Origin of the sequence: Bradyrhizobium sp. 2S1 (assembly GCF_011516625.5) — a bacterium.
GTDB lineage: Bacteria > Pseudomonadota > Alphaproteobacteria > Rhizobiales > Xanthobacteraceae > Bradyrhizobium > Bradyrhizobium septentrionale.
In genome coordinates, this window is record NZ_CP147717.1 from 7,160,785 (window position 1) to 7,174,866 (window position 14,082).

At 64.4% G+C, this 14,082-nt stretch carries 14 protein-coding genes; 7 read left to right on the top strand and 7 right to left on the bottom strand.

Features of this window, described 5'->3' with window-relative positions; all coding sequences use genetic code 11:
- Positions 1–104: 104 nt before the first annotated feature.
- Together kynA and kynU are read right to left on the bottom strand one after the other, a co-directional pair.
- A complete protein-coding gene (gene kynA / locus HAP54_RS33680) occupies positions 105–944 on the bottom strand; it encodes a tryptophan 2,3-dioxygenase (RefSeq protein ID WP_166294631.1) in 840 nt (279 codons plus the stop codon).
- Positions 941–2,134 (bottom strand): kynureninase, encoded by a 1,194-nt coding sequence (gene kynU / locus HAP54_RS33685; protein ID WP_166294633.1) that lies wholly within the window; start codon positions 2,132–2,134, stop codon positions 941–943. Before kynU ends, kynA begins: the two co-directional genes overlap by 4 nt.
- A 177-nt stretch (positions 2,135–2,311) precedes the next feature.
- On the opposite strand from kynU, the gene HAP54_RS33690 reads away from it, so the two are divergent.
- The gene (locus HAP54_RS33690) at positions 2,312–3,145 is read left to right on the top strand and encodes an alpha/beta hydrolase (RefSeq protein WP_166294635.1); all 834 of its coding nucleotides are present in this window, start codon (positions 2,312–2,314) and stop codon (positions 3,143–3,145) included.
- 217 nt (positions 3,146–3,362) lie between these two features.
- Here HAP54_RS33690 and HAP54_RS33695 read toward each other — a convergent pair whose 3' ends face one another.
- The 5 genes from HAP54_RS33695 to HAP54_RS33715 all read right to left on the bottom strand — a co-directional run bounded on the left by HAP54_RS33695 (position 3,363) and on the right by HAP54_RS33715 (position 8,456).
- Positions 3,363–4,964, bottom strand: coding sequence for a TRAP transporter large permease (locus HAP54_RS33695; protein ID WP_166294637.1), 1,602 nt, complete (start codon positions 4,962–4,964; stop codon positions 3,363–3,365).
- Entirely contained in the window at positions 4,961–5,500 is a 540-nt protein-coding gene (locus HAP54_RS33700) for a TRAP transporter small permease subunit (RefSeq protein WP_029078537.1), read from the bottom strand. Before HAP54_RS33700 ends, HAP54_RS33695 begins: the two co-directional genes overlap by 4 nt.
- Before the next feature lie 317 nt (positions 5,501–5,817).
- Positions 5,818–6,852, bottom strand: coding sequence for a GTP 3',8-cyclase MoaA (gene moaA, locus HAP54_RS33705; protein WP_166294639.1), 1,035 nt, complete (start codon positions 6,850–6,852; stop codon positions 5,818–5,820).
- Positions 6,853–7,126: 274 nt separating this feature from the next.
- Positions 7,127–7,615 (bottom strand): hypothetical protein, encoded by a 489-nt coding sequence (locus tag HAP54_RS33710; protein ID WP_166294641.1) that lies wholly within the window; start codon positions 7,613–7,615, stop codon positions 7,127–7,129.
- Between the two features lie 160 nt (positions 7,616–7,775).
- Entirely contained in the window at positions 7,776–8,456 is a 681-nt protein-coding gene (locus HAP54_RS33715) for an HAD hydrolase-like protein (RefSeq protein WP_166294642.1), read from the bottom strand.
- A 140-nt stretch (positions 8,457–8,596) separates the two neighbouring features.
- Here HAP54_RS33715 and HAP54_RS33720 point away from each other — a divergent pair, with 140 nt between their 5' ends.
- From HAP54_RS33720 to HAP54_RS33745, 6 genes are all read left to right on the top strand, one after another.
- On the top strand, positions 8,597–9,367 hold the full coding sequence (locus HAP54_RS33720; RefSeq protein WP_248114410.1) for an SDR family NAD(P)-dependent oxidoreductase: 771 nt from the start codon (positions 8,597–8,599) through the stop codon (positions 9,365–9,367).
- 108 nt (positions 9,368–9,475) lie between these two features.
- Complete coding sequence (gene rpiA / locus HAP54_RS33725; RefSeq protein ID WP_166294646.1) at positions 9,476–10,174, top strand: ribose-5-phosphate isomerase RpiA; 699 nt, start codon at positions 9,476–9,478, stop codon at positions 10,172–10,174.
- A gap of 23 nt (positions 10,175–10,197) precedes the next feature.
- A complete protein-coding gene (locus tag HAP54_RS33730) occupies positions 10,198–10,728 on the top strand; it encodes a DUF2059 domain-containing protein (RefSeq protein WP_166294648.1) in 531 nt (176 codons plus the stop codon).
- 175 nt (positions 10,729–10,903) lie between these two features.
- A complete protein-coding gene (gene gor, locus HAP54_RS33735) occupies positions 10,904–12,289 on the top strand; it encodes a glutathione-disulfide reductase (protein WP_166294650.1) in 1,386 nt (461 codons plus the stop codon).
- 59 nt (positions 12,290–12,348) lie between these two features.
- Complete coding sequence (locus tag HAP54_RS33740) at positions 12,349–13,425, top strand: alpha/beta hydrolase family protein (protein ID WP_176422174.1); 1,077 nt, start codon at positions 12,349–12,351, stop codon at positions 13,423–13,425.
- 218 nt (positions 13,426–13,643) lie between these two features.
- On the top strand, positions 13,644–13,832 hold the full coding sequence (locus HAP54_RS33745) for a DUF2934 domain-containing protein (protein WP_166294654.1): 189 nt from the start codon (positions 13,644–13,646) through the stop codon (positions 13,830–13,832).
- Positions 13,833–14,082: the final 250 nt, after the last annotated feature.

A 14,082-nucleotide genomic window follows, 5' to 3' on the forward strand; every position in this document is an offset into this window, starting at 1 on the left:
CTTCACAGGCCTCACGGCCGCCGTCAACAGTCGCGGCGTGCCTTGCTGCCGCAAGGCACGCCGAAAGCGCTGAAGCCCGCGACTGCTTCGGCTGGCCCGGGATCCTACAGCTCTGTTCTCACCTTCCAGAGCTCCGGGAACAGCACGACCTCGAGCATCCTGCGCAGATAGGAGACGCCGGAGGTGCCGCCGGTACCTTGCTTCAGGCCGATGATCCGCTCGACCGTGGTGACGTGGTTGAAGCGCCAGCGGCGGAAATAATCCTCGAAATCGACCAGTTTCTCCGCCAGTTCGTAGAACATCCAGTAGGTTCCGGGAGATGCGTAGATCGTCTTCCAGGCGGCCAGAACCTTGTCATTTTCGCTCCGCGTCGCGCGCCAATCGGTGCGATGCGCATCCTCGCCGATATCGAAGCCATTGCGTCCGAGCAGAAGCAAGGCCTCGTCGTAGAGGCTGGGTGCGGCAAGAATCTCCTCCAACCTCGCAACGATGTCGCCGCGATGATCGTGCGGGCGCAGCATCGCCAGGTTGCGGTTGCCGGCCAGGAATTCGATCGCCCGGTACTGGTATGACTGGAAGCCGGAGGACTGTCCGAGCCGGTCGCGAAACTTGGTGTATTCGCTCGGCGTCATCGTCCGCAACACGTCCCAGGCATTATTGAGTTGTTCGAAGATCCGCGCCATGCGCGATAGCATCTTGAAGGCGGACTGAAGCTGATCCTGGCGAATGGCACTGATCGCCGAGCAGATTTCGTGTATCGCAAGCTTCATCCAGAGCTCGGACGTTTGGTGCTGGATGATGAACAGCAGTTCGTCATGCGCGCCCGAGAGCGGCTTCTGGGCTCCCAGCACAAGTTCCAGATTCAGATAGTCGCTGTAAGACATGCGTCCCGCAAACGACATCTGGGCGCCTTCCTGGGAGGGGTCGTAGGGTTTGTCGGTCATGTCACCAGGGCCCTTTTGCGATATTCGGCGGTGTCCCACCGTCGGTTGGCGATGACGTCAGCGATCACGTCGACCGCGGCGCGAACCTCCGTTTCCCCGATGTAAAGCGGCGTGAAGCCGAAGCGTATCGCGTCCGGCGCCCGGAAATCGCCGATCACGCCGCGCGCGATCAGTGCCTGCATGATCGCGTACCCATTGTCGTGACGGAACGAGACCTGGCTGCCGCGTTTGCTTCCGTCGCGCGGTGAGGCCAGCTTCAGCTCCTGGCAGCGCGCCTCCACTTCGCGGATGAACAAATCGGCGAGCACGATCGACGCCTGACGCACGTCGTTCATGCTGACGCCGTCCCAGACATCGAGCGCGGCGTCCAGCGCGGCCATCGCAATCACCGGCGGCGTTCCGACCCGCATCCGCTCGATCCCCGAGCCGGGCCGGTAGTCGAGATCGAACGCAAACGGCGACTGATGTCCCATCCATCCCGACAGCGCCGGCCGTGCGTTCTCGGCATGCTGAGGCGCCACGTAGATGAAGGCCGGCGCGCCGGGACCGGCATTGAGATATTTGTAGGTGCAGCCAACCGCGAAATCCGCTTTCGCGCCCAGCACGTCAACCGGGATCGCGCCCGCGGAATGTGCCAGATCCCAGATCGTGATGGCGCCGGCGCTGTGCGCCTTCTGCGTCAGCGCGGCCATGTCGTGAACCCGGCCGGTGCGGTAGTCGACCTCGGTCAGCATCGTCGCAGCGATCGTGTCGTCGATGGCGGCTTCGACGTCCTCAGGCGCGACGACCTTGAGCGCATATCCCCGGTCGAGCGTCCTGAGCAGACCTTCGGCCATGTAGAGATCGGACGGAAAGTTTCCGTTGTCGGTCAACACCGTGCGCCGCGACGGGTTGAGTTCGAGCGCCGAAGCCAGCGCCTGGTAGATCTTGATCGAGAGCGTGTCGCCGACCACCACCGTGCCCTCCGGCGCACCAATCAAGCGGCCGATGCGGTCGCCGATCCGGCGCGGCTGGACCATCCAGCCGGCGCTGTTCCAGCCTCCGATCAGTTGCTTTCCCCATTCCTCCGATATCATGCGGTGGACGCGTTCCGAGACCGCAACGGGCAACGGGCCGAGCGAATTGCCGTCCAGGTAGATCACGCCATCCGGCAGGCTGAACAGCGATTGCGTTCGTTTGAAATCGGTCATCCGTTTTCCTCACGCGCAACGGCAAATTCTGCCATGCGAGCCATTTACTTCAAGCCTAAAATTTATAGGCATGAAATATATTCCCGCTGTGCCTCGGGCCTCCATGCTATTAGATTCCGTCAACCTGCGTCGTATTTATCGGCGCTGACCCGCAGGTCCCCGAACGGACATCGGCCCATGATTTTCCATCAGGTTTCCGACTGGAATGATGCCTATGCCAACGCCGCCAACATCCCCGGCGGCGAACGCTGGCCGGGGGCGTGGGTGCAGCCGGCCGAGGCCTATCGTGATGAACTCCAGGGCACCGCCCGCGCCAGGCTCGACATCAGCTATGGCGAGAACGCACGGAACCGGTTTGACCTGTTCCTCCCGCAAGGTTCGCCCCAGGGCCTGGTCGTGTTTGTCCATGGTGGCTTCTGGCGCGCGCTCGACAAGAGCTACTGGTCGAACCTGGCGCGCGGCTCCGTCGACAGCGGCTATGCGGTGGCGATGCCGTCCTACACGCTGTGCCCTGCCGTTCGCATCGCGGACATCACGCGTGAGGTCGGCGCCGCGGTCGAGCGGGCCGCCTCGATGGTCGAGGGGCCACTATTTCTGACAGGCCACTCCGCGGGCGGCCACCTGGTCACGCGCATGATCTCGGCGACGTCGCCGCTGCCGGATCAGGTGCGGGCGCGCATACAACACACGCTCTCGATTTCCGGCCTCCATGACTTGCGGCCGCTCATGAAGACCGCCATGACCGCCGATCTCAGGATTGATGAGGCGGAAGCATGGGCCGAAAGCCCGGCATTGCTGCAGCCATTGCCCGAGGCACGGGTAACCTGCTGGGTCGGCGGCGCGGAGCGTCCGGAGTTCATCCGTCAGAATGCCCTGCTGGCCAACATCTGGACCGGCCTCGGGGCGCGGACCTGCATCATCGAGGAACCCGGCCGGCATCATTTCGACGTCATTGACGGTCTTGCCGATCACCGTCATCCGATGGTCCGGGCGCTGTTGTCTGCCACCTAAGCGTTTTCGAGCGAAGTGGACGCCGGTTCGCGTGAAGAAAACGCGTCAAAACAAAAAGCTAGAGCGTCGGTTCTGATTCAATCAGAACCGAAAGTGCTCTAGCCGATCGGTGGTTGCTCCGAGCGCGTCAAGGCCGACCTGTCTCGCGACCGCCAAAACAAGCGAAAACCCCGGCGCGAAAGCCCCGGGGTTTTTCCTTCTGAAGAAGCGAGGCGCGCTATTGCTTCGGTTGGCCGAAATCGAGCGGCGGCAGCTCGATCTGCGGCACCTCGATCTTGATCTTGCTGAGATCGACGTCGAGCGGCTTGTCGAGCAGGGCGGTCACCACGATCGGGAAAGCGATCACGATCGCCACCATGATCGCCTGCAGGCCGATCCAGGGCAGGGCGCCCCAATAGATGTCGGAGCTCTTGACCTCTTTCGGCGCGACGCCGCGCAAATAGAACAGCGCGAAGCCGAACGGCGGATGCAGGAACGAGGTCTGCATGTTGACGCAAAGCATCACGCCGAACCAGATCAGCGCGGCATCAGGTCCCACGACCGGCCCCAATACCTTCTGCGCGATCGGCGCGATCATCGGCAGGATGATGAAGGCGATCTCGAAGAAGTCGAGGAAGAACGCCAGGAAGAAGATGAAGAGGTTGATGAAGATCAGGAAGCCCCAGACGCCGCCGGGCAGCGAGGTCAGATGGTGCTCGAGCCAGACGCCGCCGGAGACGCCGAGGAACACCACCGAGAAGCAGGTCGAGCCGATCAGGATGAACACCACCATGGTGGAGAGGCGCATGGTCGACTCGTAGCCCTGCTTGATCAGGCCGCGCAGGTCGGGGATGCGGACGGCTTCGAGACAGAGCCAGACGACGGCGAGATAGACCACCGCGAAAGTCAGCTTGAACAGTTTTCCATCGCCGATGAGCATTCCGATGATCGTGCCGATGCCCGTGGCGGCGATGCCGATCAGCAGCATCTTGTGGCCCTTGTTGCTCAGATCCTTGTGGTGGATCGCGGCGAGAACGATGGCGCCGATCGCACCCATCGCGCCGGCTTCCGTCGGCGTCGCCAGGCCGAGCATCATGGTGCCCAGCACCACGAAGATCAGCACGGCCGACGGAATGATGCCCATCAGGCATTTGCGCCAGAGCGGCCAGCCCGTCAGCGTCCGCGCTTCCTTTGGAACCGCAGGGACGTGACTTGGCTTGAAGATGCCGAGCAGGAACGTGTAGCCGGCGAACAGGGCGATCTGGAGCACCGACGGTCCCCAGGCGCCGAGATACATGTCGCCGACCGACTTGCCGAGCTGGTCGGCCATCACGATCAGCACCAGCGAGGGCGGCACCAATTGGGTGATGGTGCCGGAGGCGGCCAGCACGCCGGTGATGTAGCGCACATTGTAACCGTAACGAAGCATCACCGGCATCGAGATCAGCGCCATCGCGATGACTTGCGCCGCCACTGTGCCGGTGATTGCGCCGAGGATGAATCCGACGATGATCACCGAGTAGCCGAGGCCGCCGCGGATCGGGCCGAACAGCTGGCCCATCGAATCCAGCATGTCCTCGGCCAGCCCGCATCGCTCCAATATCGCGCCCATGAAGGTGAAGAAGGGAATCGCCAACAGCAATTCGTTGGAGAGCACGCTGCCGAAAATGCGGCCCGGAATGGCCTGCAGGAAGTTCATGTCGAAGAAGCCGAGATAGATCGATAGGAAGCCGAACGACAGCCCGAGCGCGGCCAGCGTGAAGGCTACCGGGAATCCGATCAACATGGCCAGAATCAAGCCGCCGAACATCAGTGGCGGCATCATTTCCAGCGTGATCATTGGGTCGGCCTCTCATACTTCGCGTCGATCACGACGTAACCCTTCAGTGCAGCGATGCGCTTGATCACTTCGGAGACGCCTTGCAGCGCCAGGAAAACGAAGCCCACGGGAACAACGAGCTTGATCGGCCAGCGAACCAGCCCGCCGGCATTACTCGAAATCTCACCCACTTCGTAGGCTTGATAGAAGAACGGCCAGGACAGATAGCTGAGCAACAGGCAGGACGGGATCAGGAAGAACAGCGTTCCGATCATGTCGAGCCAGAGTTGGCCGCGCTCGGACAGCATGAGATAAAGAATTTCGACGCGAACATGCTCGTTCTTTTTGAAGGTATAGGAGGCGCCGAACATCACGAAGACGGCGAACATGTACCACTGCAATTCGAGCCAGCTGTTGGAGCTGTAGCCGAACGCGTAGCGGATCATCGCGTTGGCGGCGCTCACCACGCAGGCGGCGAGCACGAGCCAATTACAGATGCCGCCCAATTTCTCATTAAGCAGATCGATAACCGTACTTAGTGCCAGCAATGGGCGCATCACGATCTCCACGGTCGCGCCCTCTGCGCGCCGAATACGTTCTCAACCATCATCTGGCCGCCGCGCGCATGCGCGCGGAGCCACGGCTCACTTTCAGGAGCAGTTGCAAACGTTCGTCCTCCCCCGAAATCCGCTTCAGCCGTTCTTGGCTGCCGGGGGCAGCGGCCTATCCTGGCCAGACTAGCGTGGAAGCTAAGGCACCAAATCAGCGCCGTGGAACGCCGTCAATCGGAAAATGGGCAAATTGACGCTACGGCAAATCGTTGTCCCGCCTTGGCAATCAGGCGGCACTCAGGGCGTCGGGGAGGGGCCGGAGTCTAGCCGCCGGTCACGCTCATATGGCGGCTGACGCTCGGACGATTGTGGCGGCGGTCGATGATGAAATCGTGCCCCTTCGGCTTCAGCCCGATGGCGCGGTCGATCGTCGCCGACAGCAGCTCGTTGTCGTCGGAGGCGCGCAGCGGCCGGCGCAGGTCGGAGGCGTCCTCGTGGCCGAGGCAGGTGTGCAGCGTGCCGGTGCACGTGATCCGCACCCGGTTGCAGGATTCGCAGAAATTATGGGTCATCGGCGTGATGAAGCCGAGCTTGCCGCCGGTCTCGGCGACCCGGACATAGCGGGCAGGGCCGCCGGTGTCGTCGGCGAGATCGGTCAGCGTGTAATGCTTCTCGAGCCGCGCGCGCAGCAGCGACAGCGGCACGTACTGATCGATGCGGCCTTCGCCGATGTCGCCCATCGGCATCACCTCGATCAAGGTCAGGCCCATTGCCTTGCCGTGTGCCCATTGCATCAGCGCGGGGATCTCGTCCTCGTTCATGTTCTTCAGCGCGACCGCGTTGATCTTGACCGCGAGCCCCGCCGATCGCGCCGCCTCGATGCCCGACAGCACCTTATCGATGTCGCCCCAGCGGGTGATGGCCCGGAATTTTACGGGGTCGAGCGTGTCGAGCGAGACGTTGACGCGGCGCACGCCGCAATCGGCCAGCTCCTGGGCGAAGCGGGCGAGCTGCGAGCCGTTGGTGGTCAGCGTCAATTCGTCGAGCGCGCCCGTTGCCAGATGGCGCGACAGCGAGCGCACCAGGCCCATCACGTTGCGGCGGACCAGCGGCTCGCCGCCGGTGAGGCGGATCTTGCGCACGCCCTTGGCTACGAACGCCGAGCAGAGACGGTCGAGCTCTTCCAGCGTCAGGAGATCGGCCTTCGGCAGGAAGGTCATGTCCTCCGACATGCAGTAGAAGCAGCGCAGGTCGCAGCGGTCGGTGACGGAGACGCGCAGATAGCGGATCGTCCGGCCGAACGGATCGGTCATCGGACGAAACAGCGAGTCAGAATGCGCTTGCGTGGATCCGTTCATTCAACCCAAGCCTTCAACTAGGTCTTGCGACCTGTTCCCTGCGTGCCGCGCCGTGATCGGCTCTGCACTGACAATCTATGCATGTTGGCTCGTTGTCACAATGCGTCCCTAAGGATGATCCGCAACATGTAACGCCGATTGCGCGCGATAGGCGAGCCATATCGCGTGATGCATGATCGCAATCGCCGATGTGTCTCCACAAACACCAGAAACCAGGCTTTGGGCCGGGTTCTTGTGCAGTGCAATCGTTTGCGATGTTCGACGCGCTTGCGCGCTAGCTTTTCGGAGCCGCAGCTGGCGGCGGCGGCGCCGCGGCGGGAGCGGGGAACGCCGCGTCCGGAGCGGCAGCAGGAGCTGCGGCGGCTGGCTTCGGCTTCTTCTTTTTCGGCCGCATCGGCTTGCGTGCCGCACGCGGCGGCGGGCCGGCGGGCTGCAACTCGGCGAACACCGGGCTCGGATCGAGCGCGGTGGTGGCCGGGCTCGTGAAGTCGCCCGGTGTGCGGGTCACCGTCACCGGCACCGTCGCCGGCTGGAACTTCGGCATGTTGAAGGTGACCGTGAAGTTCGCCTCCGGCGCCGGGATCGACACGGTGCAGGGCGTCTTGCAGCCCGGACCGAGCGAGGTCACGGCGTCCGCGCCCTGCGGGTTCGAATCCAGCTGCACCGGTACCGGCGGTGGCGCCGACTTGAACGAATCCAATGAGAAGGAGGAGCAGCCGGCCAGGCTCAGCCCGGCGGCCGCAATGACGATGATACGACGCATGATCCACACTCTACTGCGGCAATCAGCCACAATCCCCGGCGCGACCATAGGAGCGTCGGAACAGGGGCGCAACCGGGGGAGGTCTGTTCGTTAAAGGATGGTTAACAGCAATATCGCATGGCAAAATATTGCCAAGTGATATCAATACGTTGCAGAAGATTTATGCCGCGCCGAGGCTGGCGACGGCGTCCGGCAGGTCGCGCATATGGCTGATCAGCCGGTCGGGCTTCAGCTCGGTCATCGGTACGTCGGTATAGCCGAAATCGACGCCGATCACCGGGACCTGGGCCCGCCGCGCAACCCCGACATCGGGGCCGGCATCGCCGACCATGATGGCGCCGGGCAGCCGGCCGCCGGCGCGCGCTACCGTCTCGCGCAGGAACGCCGGATCGGGCTTGGCGACGCCGAACGTGTCCTGGCCGCAGATCGCGGCAAAGCGCGAGGTCAGGCCGAGCCGGTCGAGCAAAAGCTTCGACAGCCATTCCAGCTTGTTGGTGCAGACCGCGAAGCGATGGCCCTTGGCCGCGAGCCGGTCGAGCGCGGCCTCCAGCCCGTCGAACGGGCGCGAGCCGTCGGCGATGTGCTCGGCGTAATAGTCGACGAAGACCTTGGTCAAACGGTCGAGTTCGCCAACGCTGACCGCGCGTCCGTCCACCTCGAGGCCGCGTTCCAGCAGCTTGCGCGCGCCGGCGCCGATCATGTTGCGGGCGGCAGCCAGCGGCACCGGCGGCAGATCTTCGCGGGCGAGCACGTGGTTTAGCGCGCTGATCAGATCAGGCGCGGTGTCGACCAGCGTGCCGTCGAGATCGAACACGATGATGGGGGGAGAGGAGGCGGACATCACGCTTTTCGCTATCGGGCTCGGCGCCGCGATGCAAGAGTAGATGTGCGCGCGTGATGAAATTGGGGAGGCTTGAGATGCGGGAACTTGCCGGAAAAGCCGCTTTTGTCACCGGGGCGGCCAGCGGCATAGGATTGGCCATGGCAACCGCCTTCGCCCGCGAGGGCATGAAGGTGATGCTGGCCGATATCGAAACCGGCGCGCTGGACAAGGCGGTCGATGCGCTGCGTGCCACCGGCGCCGACGTTCAAGGCGTCGTCTGCGACGTCGCCGATCCCGACAGCGTCCAGGGTGCAGCGCAGGCTTCATTCCTGGCCTTCGGCAACGTTCATGTCCTCTGCAACAATGCGGGCGTCGCGGGCGGCGGCGGCATCGACCCGATCTCGCTCGACGACTGGCGCTGGGTGATCGACGTCAATCTGATGGGCGTCGTGCACGGCTTGAGGAGCTTCCTGCCGCATATCCGCGGCCACGGCGAGGGCGGCCATATCGTCAACACCGCATCGATGGCCGGGATGAATGCCGGGCTCGGTCTCAGCCCCTATTCGGCCACCAAGTTCGCCGTCGTCAGCATGTCGGAGGGGCTCGCGGCGCAACTCAGGCCGCTCGGCATCGGCGTCAGCGTGCTGTGTCCGAGCTATGTGCGGACCCGGATCGGCGAAAGCGGGCGCAACCGCCCCGAGCAGTACGGCCCGTCCCGCCAGTTCGCTCCGGACAGCCCCGCGGCCGCGATCATCGCCGAGATCGCACGCCGCCTGGAAGCCGGTCTCGATCCGGCGTCGGTTGCGGACCGCGTCGTGAGCGCGATTCACGACGATCAGTTCTACGTTTTCACCCATCCAGGGATGCGGGCCGAGGTCGAAGAGCGCTTTTCGGCGATTTTGGCCGCGATGGATGCCGTTTCGGCCTGAAGACAGCTCCGGATGCCGCTATTCCTGCCCGTGAATCGAGGCTAGATATGCGCCCGCCGGGCCGCCCATTGGCGTGTCCGGGACGGCGAAACCGGGGGCTAGCGGCACGTGGACATGGACGCACTGAAACGCCAGGCGGCGGCGCGCGCGCTCGAAGAGGTGCGCGACGGCATGAAGCTCGGGCTCGGCACCGGCTCGACCGCCAAGCATTTCGTCGAGCTGCTCGGCGACAAGGTCCGCGCCGGCATGAAGGTGATCGGCGTGCCAACCTCGGAGGCGACCCGCGCGGACGCGATCCGTTGCGGCGTGCCGCTGACCACGCTGGATGAGATCGACCATCTCGACCTCACCATCGACGGCGCCGACGAGATCGACCCGGCGCTCAATCTGATCAAGGGCGGCGGCGGCGCGCTGTTGCGCGAGAAGATCGTGGCGGCCGCCAGTGATCGCATGATCGTGATCGCCGACGACAGCAAATGGGTCGACGTGCTCGGCCGCTTTCCGCTGCCGGTCGAGGTGATCCCGTTCGGACTGGCCGCGACGCAGGCCGCGATGGCGCGGGCGTTCACTGATGCCGGCGTGTCCGGCGAAATGGTCATCCGCAAGGGCAAGGACGGTCACGCTTTTGTCACCGATGGCGGCCACTGGATCATCGATGCCCATCTCGGCCGGATCGGCGACCCGCCGCGTCTGGCCGGTTTGCTCAGCGTTATACCGGGCGTGGTCGAACACGGCCTGTTCATCGGGCTTGGCAGCGTCGCCGTTCTGGCCGGCGCACAGGGAATTCGGGTTGTTGAACGGCGATGACGCCGCAAGCAAGGAGACTTGGAATGAAGCGTTTTTCGGGACTTTTGTCGGCTGTGGCCCTGTCGACCGGCCTCGCGTTCGCGGCCGCGCCGGCGATGGCGCAGCAGCCGCCCGCTGCGCCCAGCGTCAAGCAGTCGACCCCTGCGGCGATTGGGTACGCCAAGGAAATCCTGGCGATGAAGAACGTGCAGGTGATGTATGCCGGCGCCGTTCCCGGCATCATCGAGAAGACCAAGACCGGTCTGCTGCAGCAGTACCTGAACTACCAGAAGGATCTCGACGAGGTCGCGGTGATCGTCGCCAAGGCCTACGCCGGCCGCGAGAAGGAGATCGGCGACGGCATGGCGCAGATCTACGCCGCCGAGTTCACCGAGCAGGAGCTGAAGGACCTCGTGACGTTCTACAAGACGCCGCTCGGTCAGAAACTTTTGACCTCGGAGCCCAAGGCAATCAACGACTCCCTGCAATATATGCAGCAGTGGGCGCAGCAGTTTGGCGTGCAGGTCAACGCCCAGTTCAAGGCCGAGATGAAGAAGCGCGGCAAGGATATCTAAGCGCGCTGCTTAGGAGCTTGGCGCTGACGTTACCGCATCCGTCATGGCCGGGCTTGTCCCGGCCATCCACGTCTTCTTGCTGCGGAAGCCTAGACGTGGATGCCCGGGACAAGCCCGGGCATGATGAGCAGTGGGGACGCTGTCGCTGGGCGCGGGAGAAGTAGAGAGGGTTGCCATGGCCGAGTTTGACGTCGACCTGTTTGTCATCGGTGGCGGTTCGGGCGGGGTTCGCGCCGCGCGCATCGCGGCCAATTATGGCGCCAGGGTCATGGTCGCCGAAGAGTACCGGATGGGCGGCACCTGCGTGATCCGCGGCTGCGTGCCGAAGAAGCTGTTCGTGATCGGCAGCCACGTCCACGACGAGATCGAGGACGCCGCCGGCTTCGGCTGGCGCATCGGCCAGGTCTCGTTCGACTGGGCCACGCTCGTCGCCAACAAGGACAAGGAGATCGCCCGGCTCGAGGCCGCCTACACCACCAATGTCGAGAAGTCCGGCGCCAAAATTGTGAAGACCCGCGCGGTGCTGGAGGATGCCCACACGCTCCGCCTCGCCACCGGCGAGAAGGTGACCGCGAAATACATCCTGATCGCGACCGGCGGCGCGCCCAATCACGGGCCGGCCGTGCCCGGTATCGAGCACGTGATCTCCTCCAACGAGGCGTTCCACCTCAAGGAGCTGCCGAAGCGGATCGTGATCCAGGGCGGCGGCTATATCGCGCTGGAGTTCGCAGGCATCTTCAATGGCTACGGCTCCGATGTGACCGTGATTTACCGCGGCGACAACATCCTGCGCGGGTTCGATGAGGACGTGCGCAAGCATGTCCGCGCCGAGATGGAGAAGAAGGGCATCACCATCATCACCGGCTGCACGGTGGCGAAGGTCGACAAGCACGGCCGTGACTTCACCGCGCATCTGTCAAGTGGTTCGAGCATCGGCTCCGACCAGGTGATGTTCGCGATCGGCCGGCATCCGAACGTCGGCCATCTCGGGCTCGAGGCCGCCGGCGTTGCCATCAATCCCGCCAATGGCGGCATTCAGGTCGATGCCTGGTCGAAGACCTCGGTCGACAACATCTATGCGGTCGGCGACGTCACCCACCGCACCAATCTGACTCCGGTCGCGATCCGCGAGGGCCATGCCTTCGCCGACACCGTGTTCGGCAGGCGGCAGGTCGCGGTCGACCACGCGACGATCCCGACCGCGGTGTTCTCGCAGCCCGAGGTCGGCACCGTCGGCCTCACGGAACAAGAGGCGCGGGCGCAGTTTTCCCACGTCGACATCTACAAGACCGATTTCCGCCCGATCAAGGCGACGATGTCCGGCCGCGACACCCGCGTGCTGATGAAGCTCGTGGTCGATGGCGTGAGCGACCGCGTGCTCGGCTGCCACATCGTCGGCGACTGCGCCGCCGAGATCACCCAGGCGGTCGCGATCGCCGTGAAGATGAAGGCGACCAAGGCCGATTTCGACGCCACCGTTGCGCTGCATCCGACCGCGTCCGAAGAGCTGGTGACGATGCGCACCCCAACCGCGCGCCACGTGCGCCAGGCGGCGGAGTAGGCGGCTGCCGTCGCGAGATTTCTCGCGCATCAGAGGGAAGCGTCCCGATGAGGTTTCTGGTGCTGTGGCTGATCCTCGTCGCAGCACCGGGCCTCGCGTGGGCCGAGGATGCCGTGTTCAAGGCCGGCGTCACCACGCGCGATTTCACTCCGGCCGAGCCTTACGATTGGCGCGGCGCCAGCATGCATGCGCTCCGCGCCACCATCTGGTACCCGGCCGCGGCAGATGCGCGCGAGCAACCACAATGGATCGGGCCGCGCATCGTCCCGTTCATCAGCACCGGCATCGCCGCGCCTGATGCGGCGCCTGCGGCGGGGCTCCGCCACCCGCTGATCCTGCTGTCCCACGGTTTTGGTGGCTCGGCGTCCAATCTCGCCTGGCTCGGCGCGGGGCTTGCGGCGCACGGATTCATCGCCGTTGCGGTCAACCACCCCGGCAACAACGGATCCGAGCGCACGACGGTCGACGGTTATACGCTGACGTGGTTGCGCGCGGTCGATCTCAGCGCGCTGATCGACGCCATGCGCGCCGACAGCACGTTCGGCGACCGGATCGACCCGGCGCGGATCGGCGCCGCCGGCCATTCGTATGGCGGCTACACAGTGATCGCTATCGCCGGCGGCATCACCGATCCGGAACGGACTCCGGCATTCTGCCGCTCGCCCGCCGCCGATGCGCTGTGCACGTCGCAGTCAGGCGCGACAGAGCTGCGCCAGAAGAGCCAGTTGCGCTTGACGGCGGATCCTGATTTCCGGCAGCGCTATAGTCTGGCCGGCCAGTCCTATCGCGACGAGCGCGTTCGCGCCGTGTTTGCGATGGCGCCGGGGCCAGTGCCGGCCTTCACGCTGGAGAGCCTTGCCGCCATATCGATCCCGGTCGCGATCGTCGCGGGAAGCGCCGACGAGATCACGCCGACGGCCTCAGGCGCCGAGGCGCTCGGCAAGGCTGTCCCCCATGCGACGCTGAAGCTGTTTCCGCACGCGGGCCACTTTGTCTTCTTCGGGACCTGTACCGCGATAGGGCGCCTGGTCATCGGGGGGGCCGTATGCCGCGATCCCGATGGCACCGATCGCGACGCGGTCCATGCCGAGACCATCAGCCTTGCGCGCGATTTCTTCAGCGCGAACCTGCGCTGAGCGGACTGCGGCAGGCGGCGGAGTAGGGGGCTACCCGCCCGCCGGCGCGTGGGGTAATCGCGCGACCCGGCGCCCGGCACCACACAATCTGATTGCTCCGGGCCGCGCCGCGTCGCAGACTGCGGCGGCGCACCATATCGCGCGCGTTTTGGAACATTGCGCCGAACTGGAAGTTCCCCTTTCAAACGATTTGATATTCGCGATTCAGGGAGCCGCTCATGACAGGTCCCACCGAGCAGGAGATCAGGACCCGAGCCTACGAACTGTGGAAGGACGCCGGCGAACCGCACGGCAATATGGATCAGCTCTGGTATAAGGCCGAAAAGGAGTTGCTCGCGCGCAAGGCCGCCAACGGCGAGACGCCCTGCGGAATGAACGGCCATCACAAGCCGACGTCAGTCCAGTAGAGCGCCGGATCGAGCTCGACGCAAGCAACGGCATGCGATCGCCGCGTCCATCGGGCGCGGCGATCGCGTCTTGCTCCCGGCGATATGCTTCGAGATCACCTCGAAGCCGGCGACGCAACCCACCGGCGCTTGGAACGTCTCTCTGCCGCGGACATTGACATCGGTGTCCCATACGACGGAGGAAACCAATGATCCGACCGATTGCCGTTGCTCTTTCAGTTCTCATCGCCTCGACATCCCTTGCCTTCGC

Excerpts from the sequence above, each read along its gene's own strand:
- HAP54_RS33690 (WP_166294635.1), top strand. The coding sequence starts at position 2,312 with ATGATTTTCCATCAGGTTTCCGACTGGAATGATGCCTATGCCAACGCC.
- moaA (WP_166294639.1), bottom strand. The coding sequence starts at position 6,852 with ATGAACGGATCCACGCAAGCGCATTCTGACTCGCTGTTTCGTCCGATG.
- HAP54_RS33700 (WP_029078537.1), bottom strand. The coding sequence starts at position 5,500 with ATGCGCCCATTGCTGGCACTAAGTACGGTTATCGATCTGCTTAATGAG.
- kynU (WP_166294633.1), bottom strand. The coding sequence starts at position 2,134 with ATGACCGATTTCAAACGAACGCAATCGCTGTTCAGCCTGCCGGATGGC.
- HAP54_RS33695 (WP_166294637.1), bottom strand. The coding sequence starts at position 4,964 with ATGATCACGCTGGAAATGATGCCGCCACTGATGTTCGGCGGCTTGATT.
- HAP54_RS33715 (WP_166294642.1), bottom strand. The coding sequence starts at position 8,456 with ATGTCCGCCTCCTCTCCCCCCATCATCGTGTTCGATCTCGACGGCACG.
- gor (WP_166294650.1), top strand. The coding sequence starts at position 10,904 with ATGGCCGAGTTTGACGTCGACCTGTTTGTCATCGGTGGCGGTTCGGGC.
- kynA (WP_166294631.1), bottom strand. The coding sequence starts at position 944 with ATGACCGACAAACCCTACGACCCCTCCCAGGAAGGCGCCCAGATGTCG.
- HAP54_RS33710 (WP_166294641.1), bottom strand. The coding sequence starts at position 7,615 with ATGCGTCGTATCATCGTCATTGCGGCCGCCGGGCTGAGCCTGGCCGGC.
- HAP54_RS33730 (WP_166294648.1), top strand. The coding sequence starts at position 10,198 with ATGAAGCGTTTTTCGGGACTTTTGTCGGCTGTGGCCCTGTCGACCGGC.
- HAP54_RS33745 (WP_166294654.1), top strand. The coding sequence starts at position 13,644 with ATGACAGGTCCCACCGAGCAGGAGATCAGGACCCGAGCCTACGAACTG.
- HAP54_RS33720 (WP_248114410.1), top strand. The coding sequence starts at position 8,597 with ATGGCAACCGCCTTCGCCCGCGAGGGCATGAAGGTGATGCTGGCCGAT.